Below are 9,177 nucleotides of genomic sequence, written 5' to 3' on the forward strand. Positions count from 1 at the left end.
TTCAGACAAGGAGGACGAGATGAGTGAACTGCAACCCTTCCGTATGCCGGTCAAATGGGAAGACCTGCCGCGCTTCCCGGTGCGCGAGCATATCAGCCGGGCCGGCTTTCGCGGCGAGGACGTGCTGCTGGTCATGAACTGGCTGGAAAAGGGCATGACGCTCGGCATGCACAAGCATCCCTTCGAACAGATCGCCGTGATCCTGACCGGCCGCATGCGCTGGACGGTCGGCGACGAGACCTTCGAGTTCGGCGCCGGCGAGGTGCTGCGCGTGCCGCCCGACGTGATGCACGGCGGCATCCCGATCTCGGACGAGGTCGTGATGAATCTCGACATCTTCTGCCCGATCCGAAAGGATTATCTCGAGATCGTCGACCACCAGGCCGCCGACTTCCCGCCCGTGGAGAGCTGAGATGGGCTTTCCCGCGGTCCATGCCGACCTCGCCCTGGCCATCCGCCGCGGCGCGCTGCACCTGTCGACCTTCTGCCAGTTGCCCGATCCCAACGCGATCGAGGCGCTGGCAAAGACGAAGCTCGATTCCTTCATCCTCGACATGCAGCACGGCATGTTCGACGAGGCCGCCGTCGTCGCAAGCGTTGCCGCCGCCGCGCTGGAGGGCAAGCCGGCTTTCGTGCGTCTGCCGGTCGATTGCGGCGGGCTCGCGTCGCGGGTCCTCGACTTCGGCGCGATCGGCGTCGTCTGCCCGATGGTCAACACGGTGGCGGACGCGGAACGGCTGGTGTCATATACGAAGTTCCCGCCGGTCGGCTTCCGCAGCTGGGGACCGCGCCGCGCGATCCCGATATCTGGCCTGAACGGCCCTGGCTACCTCGCCAAGGCCAATGAGCTGAACCTTGCGATCGCCATGATCGAGACCCGGCAGGCGCTGGACAATCTCGACGCGATCCTCGCAGTGCCCGGCATCGACGGTGTTTTCGTCGGTCCGTCGGACCTGTCGGTGTCACTGTCGAACGGCGCCACGCTGGACAGCGCGGACGTGGCGCCCGCCCTCGACCACGTGGCGGCGTGCGCGAAAGCGGCGGGCAAGTTCGCCGGCATCTTCGCCATCAGCCCGGCCTATGCGAACGACTGCGTCGCGAAGGGCTACTCCTTCATCGCGCTGATGCAGGATGCGATGTTCATGCAGCAGGCCGCCGACGCCGCCGCCGCCTCCGTGCGGGGCAAGGCGGCATGACGCGCCCGGTCATCCTGACCGCCTGCATCAACGGCGGACGGCCCGATGCGGCGGAGCTCAACCCGAACCTGCCGGTGAGCCCTGAAGCCATCGCCGGGGCGGTCGCCGAGGCGGCGGAGCTGGGTGCGGCGGTGGCCCACATCCACGTCCGCGATCCGGCAACGGGCCTGCCCTCCAACGGTATCGGCCTCTGGCGCGAGACCGTGGGCCTGATCCGCGCAGCCGGCACGGACATTCTCCTTAACCTCAGCGCGTCGATGGACGGGCTGCTGGCGCTTGACGACGCGGCGGGCTTCGCGCCGGCCGAAGGTACCACTCTGCGTCCGGCGGCGGGGAGGGCGGACCATGTGCTGACGCTCAGGCCGGAAATCGGCACGATCGACTGCGGCACCTTCGCGCTCGGAGAGGCGATCCACGTGGCGCGTATGGGCGACCTGCGCGAGATGGCGCGGCTCTACGGCGAGAAGGGCATCCGCGCCGAGGTCGAATGCTTCGATTTCGGCCATCTGGAGGTCGCACGAAAGCTCGCGGCGGAGGGTGCGTTCGGCCCGACGCCCTTCATGCAGATCTGCCTCGGCACCGGCTATGGCGGCGCGCCCGCGACGCCGGCGGCACTTGCCGCGATGCGCGAACGCATTCCCGACGGCGCAGTCTGGGCCGCCTTCGCGGCCGGCGAGGACAATCTCTGGGTTATGCGCGAGGCGGTCGAGCGCGGCGGCCATGTGCGCGCCGGGCTGGAGGATGCGCTGTTCGATGCGGCCGGCAAGCCGACCAGCAATGCCGCGCTGCTCTCGTCCGCCTTGGAGACCATGCGCTCCGCGGGCGGCCGCCCCGCGACGCCGGCCGAGGCGCGAGCCATCCTCGGTTTGCCCGCCCGGACCTGACCGCGCGTGACGGTCGGCTCAACCGCGGGCGGCAACCGCCGGGCACGAGGAGGGAGGAAGATATGAATCCAGCACGCTGGCTCGAACGCGCCGCCTTGCTCTGGCCCGACCGGCCGGCGTTGTTCAGGGGCGCGGAACCGGTTCTCGACTATGCCGGCTTCAACGTCCGCGCCGGATCGCTGGCCGCCGGGCTTGCGGCGGCAGGCATAGCGCCGGGCGACCGCGCCGCCCTCTTCCTCGCCAACCGCACCGACTATCTCGTCGCCATGCAGGCGGTCTGGCGCATCGGCGCGGTGGCGGTGCCGGTCAACGCCAAGCTGCACGAGAAGGAAGCCGCTTACATCCTCGGCCATTCCGGCGCGGCGCTCTGCTTCACCGACGCCGACCATGCCGGCGACCTCGCGGCACTGGCGCCCGAAACGCGCATCGTGGATATGGACGGACCCGACTTCGCCGCACTCATCTCCGACGCTCCTGCGCCGCCGCTCCATCCGACCGCCCAGAACGACCTCGTCTGGCTGTTCTACACCTCCGGCACGACCGGCCGGCCAAAGGGCGTGATGCTGACGCCGGCCAACATCCAGGCGATGATCATGAGCTATTTCGCCGATGTCGATGCGGCCGTGGCCGGCGATGCCAAGGTCTACGCCGCACCCATGTCGCATGGGGCCGGCCTCTACCAGTTCATCTATCTCATCTGCGGTGCGCGCCACGTCGCGCCGGCTTCCGGCGGCTTCGACAGCGACGAGATCCTCGACCTCGCCGGACAGCTCAACCGGCTCTGCTTCTTCGCCGCCCCCACCATGGTCCGCCGCCTGGTCGCTGCCGCGAAGGCGCGGAGCCATCGAGGCGAGGGCATCCGCACGATCGTCTATGGCGGTGGGCCGATGTATCTCGCCGACATCCGCGACGCGATGGACCAGTTCGGCCCTCGCTTCGCCCAGATCTACGGCCAGGGCGAGACGCCGATGACGATCACCGCTCTGACCCGTGCCGCCCATGTCGAGGCAATGGAAGCCGGATGGGATGACGCAATGCACGCGCGCCGCCTTGCCTCGGTCGGCGTCGCCCAGGCAGGCAGCGAGTTCGCCGTGCTTGGACCTGACGAGAAGCCGCTTCCGCCCGGCGAGATCGGCGAGATCGCCGTGCGCGGGCCGTCGGTGATGAAGGGCTACTGGAACGACCCGGCCGCGACCGCCTCCGCCATCCGCGACGGCTGGCTGCATACGGGCGACATGGGCGCGATGGACGAGGCCGGTTTCCTCACCCTGCACGACCGCTCCAAGGACGTGATCATCTCCGGCGGCACCAACATCTATCCGCGAGAGGTCGAGGAAGCGCTGTTGACGCATCCGGTCGTGGCGCAGGTCTCGGTCATCGGCCGGCCCGATCCCGAATGGGGCGAGATCGTCGTCGCCTGCGTCGTGCTGGAGCCGGGCACCACCGCTGACGTGAAGACGCTCGATGCCCACTGTCTGACCCAGATTGCCCGCTTCAAGCGGCCGAAGGACTATGTCTGGCTCGAGGACCTGCCGAAGAACGCCTACGGCAAGGTGCTGAAGACCGAACTGCGCGCGCAACATGGCCTGGCAGGGGGCGTCGCTGCCTTTGATTTAGGTCATCGATAATTTCGACATGCGCTGGACCTTAAAGTCAGCGCTGCGGCTCTCTCGTCAGGTAATGACGGTTTGAGAAGCGATGCAAGGATCTCCTCAGCATGAGAGAAGGGCTGTCGAGACGAGGCAAGACCCTATGCGACAGTAAGACTTGCCGGATAAGCTTGACTCAATTCTATGACTTGACCAGCTCTGCCTTATGGGCGGTGAGGAAGTGACGGACCGACTGCCCGGGCGTTCCGGTCAGCGTCTTCAGGTCGTCGCCGGCCACGGACAGATGCCCTTGCACGATCGCCTCGTCGAATGACACGAAGACTCGCGCCACGAATTCAGGCAGGCCATTGCCGACCATCGCCTGCACCAGATCCTCGGCCGGCAGCGGGACATAGGGGATCTGCTTGCCGGAAAGTTCCGACAGGATCGCCGCCACTTCGGCCTGGCTGACCCCCTCCGGCCCGGTGATATCCAGCGTCTGCCGGCCCGACGCATACATCAGCGCGTCAGCCGCGGCGCGGGCGCAGTCAGCGCGGGTGACATAGCCGGTCACGCCATCGCCCGCGGCTGCGAAGTGCTGGCCGATTGCGATGCTTTGAGCGCCGGCCATCACCAGCAGGTCGGCATACAGATTGTTGCGCAGGATCGTATGGTCGATCCCCGTTGCGGCAATCTGTCTCTCCGTCTCGGCATGGTCGGGGGCAAAGCTGATCGGGCTGTCCGCCCCGGGGTTGATGAGCGACGTATAGACGATGTGGGTCACGCCCGCCGCCTGCGCTGCCGCCACCGCATTCTTGTGCGCGGCCAGCCGTGCCCCCGGCGTCAGATCGTCGGTCGAGATGATCAGGATCCGCCGCCCTCCAGCAAATGCCGAGCCCAGCGATCCGGAGTCGTTGAAATCGCCCTTGCGGACGTCCACGCCCCGGGCCTGTAGATCGTCCAGCTTGTCGGGGCTGCGTGTCATGGCGATGATCGGGCCGACCTTCCCCTCGATCAGTCGATCAATCACCTGCCGGCCCAGCTGGCCCGAGGCGCCGGTGACGATGAAGGGACCGTTCTGCGCGGATGTCATGGTATTTTCCTTTCTGTTGGATAGCCGAGGGAAGACCCTTCAGCCATGCATGTGGACTGGTGCGGGATTGCCCAACTTGCCACGGGCGAATTCCCAGCTGACGTTGAGAAGTTGCAGCATCACCTCGGCCGCGTCGCGCGGGGCGAAGGCCATGACCGCCGTTGCCGGGATGTAACCCAGCCGAGCCATCGGATGCGGCTCGCCCCAGCCCCTTGCGATCACCTTGTCGACCACCGGCAGCGGCAGCATCAGATGCGCCGAGCCGTCATAGGCGGGGTGCAGATGGGCAAATTCCCGCCCGATCATGAATGCCTCGGACGGGCCACAGGCGTGAGCCTTCGGCAAGACCAGTGCCTCGGCGCCCGGCACGGAGATGCCCGAAGGGCGGCGCTCGACAAAGGGCAGTTCGAACGCCCGGCGCTTGAACAACGCATGCACCGTTGCCGAAGAATTCTGCGTAACCTGTTCGTGTGGCGCACAGTCCGTGGTTTGCGGGCGGAGTCCGTCGCGAGGGGGCAGCTCGAAACTCATCCCGTCAGCCAAACCGGAAAGCGCTTTCGACCGCGCCCATGACATGATCCTCCAGCGTCTTGACGCCGCGATCCGCCAAGGCGGCGCCTGCGACCACATGCAACGGGATCAGGTGTTCCTCGCGCGGGTTGGCCTCGCGCGCGCCGGGCGCCTGCGACCAGGCGGCGAGCATCGCGTCACGCCGCACGGGATCGTCCTGCGTGGCGGCATCGGTCAGCCAGCGGTCGAAGTCGGCGCCGGCCGCCGGGCCTTGCGTCCCGCCGCGCATGGCCCGCATCATGACCGCCATGTTGTGATAGGTGTTGCCCGAACCGACGATCAGCACGCCAGCATCACGCAAGGGCGCCAGCGCGCGCCCCGCCGCAAGATGGGCCTGCGGGTCGAGATCGGCGCGAAGGCTCAGTTGAACGGTGGGTATGTCGGCGGCCGGAAAGGCCACCTTCAGAGGCACGAAGACCCCGTGATCATAACCGCGCGCCGGGTCGGCCGCGGTCTCGAATCCCGCATCCCCGAGCAACTGACGCACCCGCCCCGCCAGCGCCGGATCTCCGGGCGCCGGCCAGGTCAGCTTATAGGTGTGCGGCGGAAAGCCGTTGTAGTCGAACAGAAGCGGCGGCATAGGGTTGGTCTGCACGGTGAATACCGGCGCTTCCCAATGGCCCGAGATCACCAGCAGCGCGTTCGGCCGGGCGCGCAGGGTTGCCGGCAGATCCTCGAGAAAGCGGCGCTGCCTGTCCCATGTGTCGGGCGGGTCCCAGTCCATGAAGAAGCAGGGACCGCCCCTGTGGGGCACGAAGACCGCAGGTTGTCTGTCCGCCATGTCTGGCACCCTTCCTGCCGCTCGCTCACGCCGCGGTGGCAGCCGCCGCTGGCGCATAGGCCGACTTGACCTCCCGCACGCGGTTCGCGGTCAGCCACGAGACGACAAGCAGAACTAAGGCCACAAGCGCAGGCGGCCAGCCGGGATCGCCCGCGCCGATGTGGGCGCTCACGGCGAGCAGGAGATGAAAGAACATCGCCGCATAAGCCCAGTCGGCGAGCATTGCCGAGGGACGCCAAAGGATGACTACCGCGCCTACGATCTTGAGGATCGCCAGCGGCCAGATAATGTAGGTGGGATAGCCCAGAACCTCGCGATACATGCCCGCGACCATGTCGTGGGACGAGATGTAGAAGGCCGCCCCGCCCAGATAGACCAGCGCGACGAGGCCGGTGGCGATCCAGTAGACATATCTTGCCGTCTTGCCGGTCATTTCCCTTCTCCCTGCTTGCGCCTGGTTCCAACTCGGCTTGCCATAGTAAGGTTTTCGCCGTAAGTTTAGTTAAAGCTGCTATGTCCTTTGGTAAAGTAGGCACTTTCAAGTAACTACTCGATGTCGAGGCCCACATGAAAGCCGAGCTGCCCCGCAGCTGTCCGATGGAAGGACTGTTGCGCCTCATCACCGGCCAATGGACGATCTACATCCTGTGGGTTCTGGCCGAACACGGGGACCGGCGCTTTGGCGCGATCAAGCGACTTGTGCCCGGCATTTCGACGCGGATGCTGACCGAACGGCTCCGGATGCTTGAGCATGCAGGGGTCGTCTGGCGCGAACAGGCCATGACCATACCGCCCGCCGTGACCTATGGGCTGACCGATCGCGGCCTGGAACTGCGCGGTGTCCTCGACACTCTGGGCGGCATTGCCCGCCGCTGGGACGCCGAGGGTGCCTTTGCCGATGCCGAGTGACTAGATGTAAGCTTTCTGAAGGTTGTCCATTCGACCAACCGGGGAGACCGGGGCTACCGGGTTTCAGCAACCCGCGAGGGTCCGAATGAACATCCACAAGAGCGCCAGTCCGACGCGGTTGCGTCGAGGAGAACTGGCGCTATCGGTAATTGAAGGTCCGCTTCCCCAAAGCGCAGGCTGCGCGGACATTTTAGTGTGTCAGGGCAGATCGTGGCGTGCTGGCTCGAGCGCTTCACGGTTGAAGGGCGTGCGGGCCAGGGTCGATCGATCGTCACGGCCCAGAGTGATGCCGGGCAGGACCGATCCCGCGATTGCCGACCGCTTCGCGGCCGCTTAATCTTCGATGTTGTCTCCGGCGTCCAGATGCGCGGTAACTGCTGTTTTCATGCCACGGCCTTGAGTGGGGCCGGGGCATAGACTACGTGTTTAATCCCGCAGTGTAATGGCGTATCTTTGTCGCCGTCAGAGAGGGATTGACCTGCGATCCCAATCTCCTCCGGTTTGAGGGAGAGTCCTGAGTTTCGTTTTAGGCCTCATGCGGCCTGTTTTCCAGCGTGGATTTCGTTACGAACTCGGCCGGCGGCATATTGCCTAGTGCCGAGTGTGGTCGTCGATGGTTGTACAACACCACGACCTCATGCGAAACACCTAGAGTAGTACTGCTTTCACCCAGCGCAAAGGTCGTCACGCCAGTCACGCCTGCGCGGATGTCAGGTTAATGGCACTTGCCAGTGGCCGCGTGGCATTCAACGCGATATCAGCACCGGCATGGTTGTGCCCGTTAGAATTACACGTGTGACACTGCCGAACAGCAACTGTCTGGAGCGGCTGTGACTGTGACCGCCCATGACGATCAGGTCTGCCCCGGCGGTGCTGGCCGCGCTCAGAACCACGTCGGCGACCGGGGTGCCGTTGGAACGGAGTTGCTCCACCTCGACCTGAGCCCCGTGTCGCGCCAGGTGGCGGGCAATGTTCGCTCCAGGCTCTTCGCCGTGACGGTCTGCATTCGAGTCCGCATCGACAATCAGGATCTTGACGGACCGGGCCATCGACAACAGCGGCAATGCATCGGTGGTCGCCCGCCGCGCCTCCTTGCTGGCATTCCAGGCTACGACGATGCGATCGCCGATCTTGTCTGCTCTCCATGCGTTCGGCACGACCAGCACCGGGACGCTGCTGGCCAGCAGCAGATGGTCGGGCAGCCAGTTTTGCGGGAGACCGTGGGGCTCAGTCTGGCCGACAATCGCAAGGTCGGCATAGAGGGAGTTGAGCATGACATTCTGGTCGACCTCGCTGTTGAGGATGAGCCTGAGCTCCGCTTGAATGTCGTGGCGTCTCGCTAGGTCGGCGAACTGCCTGCCGACCTCGAGAACGGACCGCTCCTCTTTCTCTCGACGATGCTCTGCCACTGAGCGAATTGATTCGCCGCGCGCGTATCCATCGTGAGAGTGACCGACAGACGGCACGACATAGACGCCGATCAGATGTGCTGCATATCGTTGAGCCAGGTCGGCCGCGATGCGAAGGCGGTGGAGGCTCGATGGCGCCGTATCGGCAAACACCACAATATCCTTGAACGCCATTTCGACTATCCTTCGCCTGTTTCCATCTGGGCTATGAGCAGGCTGCATCCGATCTGTTCGAGAAGATTGGCGCCGACCGAGCCGCGCCACCACTTTGCAAGACTGCTCTGGTGGCGCTGACCGACGAGCCCCGAGCCGGGCCGCCGGGAAAAGCCCATCGACTCTAATCGCTGGACGCCTTCGGTCAGGACTTCGCGATATGTGTCATGCTGATGTTCAAGCGCCCCCGGGAGGCACCCTCGGCCATGACAAATCCCCTCGACAGATCGACAACGGCAAGCAGGAAGACCTCCACGCCGCATAGCCGCGCCGGCTTTGCGCCCTCCCGCAAGGCGAGCCGTCCCTCGACCGAGCCGTCATAGGCCAGCAGAACTTTTCCATACATCGCACGTCTCCATCCCAGCGGAATTGCCATAGGGTCCATCGAGGAATATCGATAGCATCCTAGGCTGTGTGGACGAATTGACTCAGGTACAGGTTTTGGGGTTCCGCGGATGAATCCGGCCTGATTCATAGGTTGCCGACTGATTTGGGAGGTCGGCGATGTCCACAAAGATGACGGATACGGATTG

12 protein-coding genes are annotated in these 9,177 nt (G+C 65.2%); 5 read left to right on the forward strand and 7 right to left on the reverse strand.

Translation table 11 applies throughout. The features are described 5' to 3' along the window. The first annotated feature begins 19 nt into the window (after positions 1 to 19). From GTK01_RS19200 to GTK01_RS19215, 4 genes are all read left to right on the forward strand, one after another. The gene (locus GTK01_RS19200; protein WP_252929127.1) at positions 20 to 412 is read left to right on the forward strand and encodes a cupin domain-containing protein; all 393 of its coding nucleotides are present in this window, start codon (positions 20 to 22) and stop codon (positions 410 to 412) included. A gap of 1 nt (position 413) precedes the next feature. Beyond that, positions 414 to 1,196 carry an HpcH/HpaI aldolase/citrate lyase family protein gene (locus tag GTK01_RS19205; RefSeq protein ID WP_252929134.1) on the forward strand — a complete coding sequence of 261 codons (783 nt, stop codon included), beginning with the start codon at positions 414 to 416 and terminating at the stop codon, positions 1,194 to 1,196. Beyond that, positions 1,193 to 2,080, forward strand: coding sequence for a 3-keto-5-aminohexanoate cleavage protein (locus tag GTK01_RS19210; protein ID WP_252929158.1), 888 nt, complete (start codon positions 1,193 to 1,195; stop codon positions 2,078 to 2,080). The genes GTK01_RS19205 and GTK01_RS19210 overlap by 4 nt, the downstream gene beginning before the upstream one ends. Before the next feature lie 62 nt (positions 2,081 to 2,142). After that, the gene (locus GTK01_RS19215) at positions 2,143 to 3,708 is read left to right on the forward strand and encodes an AMP-binding protein (protein WP_252929160.1); all 1,566 of its coding nucleotides are present in this window, start codon (positions 2,143 to 2,145) and stop codon (positions 3,706 to 3,708) included. A gap of 163 nt (positions 3,709 to 3,871) precedes the next feature. Here GTK01_RS19215 and GTK01_RS19220 read toward each other — a convergent pair whose 3' ends face one another. The 4 genes from GTK01_RS19220 to GTK01_RS19235 all read right to left on the reverse strand — a co-directional run bounded on the left by GTK01_RS19220 (position 3,872) and on the right by GTK01_RS19235 (position 6,546). After that, a complete protein-coding gene (locus GTK01_RS19220) occupies positions 3,872 to 4,762 on the reverse strand; it encodes an NAD(P)H-binding protein (RefSeq protein ID WP_252929163.1) in 891 nt (296 codons plus the stop codon). A 39-nt stretch (positions 4,763 to 4,801) separates the two neighbouring features. Continuing rightward, a complete protein-coding gene (locus GTK01_RS19225) occupies positions 4,802 to 5,191 on the reverse strand; it encodes a luciferase family protein (protein ID WP_252929172.1) in 390 nt (129 codons plus the stop codon). A gap of 106 nt (positions 5,192 to 5,297) precedes the next feature. Next, a complete protein-coding gene (locus GTK01_RS19230) occupies positions 5,298 to 6,056 on the reverse strand; it encodes a class III extradiol ring-cleavage dioxygenase (protein ID WP_252929174.1) in 759 nt (252 codons plus the stop codon). An 82-nt stretch (positions 6,057 to 6,138) separates the two neighbouring features. Continuing rightward, positions 6,139 to 6,546: a DoxX family protein gene (locus tag GTK01_RS19235; RefSeq protein WP_252929176.1), complete on the reverse strand. Its 408-nt coding sequence runs from the start codon at positions 6,544 to 6,546 to the stop codon at positions 6,139 to 6,141. Between the two features lie 134 nt (positions 6,547 to 6,680). Here GTK01_RS19235 and GTK01_RS19240 point away from each other — a divergent pair, with 134 nt between their 5' ends. Further along, positions 6,681 to 7,022 carry a helix-turn-helix domain-containing protein gene (locus GTK01_RS19240; RefSeq protein WP_252929179.1) on the forward strand — a complete coding sequence of 114 codons (342 nt, stop codon included), beginning with the start codon at positions 6,681 to 6,683 and terminating at the stop codon, positions 7,020 to 7,022. A gap of 746 nt (positions 7,023 to 7,768) precedes the next feature. Here GTK01_RS19240 and GTK01_RS19245 read toward each other — a convergent pair. Genes GTK01_RS19245 through GTK01_RS19255 form a run of 3 tightly spaced genes read right to left on the reverse strand, consistent with a single transcriptional unit; the run spans position 7,769 to position 8,990 of the window. Next, a complete protein-coding gene (locus tag GTK01_RS19245; protein ID WP_252929181.1) occupies positions 7,769 to 8,605 on the reverse strand; it encodes a universal stress protein in 837 nt (278 codons plus the stop codon). A 5-nt stretch (positions 8,606 to 8,610) separates the two neighbouring features. Next, positions 8,611 to 8,763, reverse strand: a complete 153-nt coding sequence (locus tag GTK01_RS19250; protein WP_252929183.1) for a hypothetical protein — start codon at positions 8,761 to 8,763, stop codon at positions 8,611 to 8,613. 26 nt (positions 8,764 to 8,789) lie between these two features. Beyond that, positions 8,790 to 8,990: a universal stress protein gene (locus GTK01_RS19255; protein ID WP_252929185.1), complete on the reverse strand. Its 201-nt coding sequence runs from the start codon at positions 8,988 to 8,990 to the stop codon at positions 8,790 to 8,792. Positions 8,991 to 9,177: the final 187 nt, after the last annotated feature.

Source organism: Aliihoeflea sp. 40Bstr573 (genome assembly GCF_024105655.1).
Classification (GTDB): domain Bacteria; phylum Pseudomonadota; class Alphaproteobacteria; order Rhizobiales; family Rhizobiaceae; genus Aliihoeflea.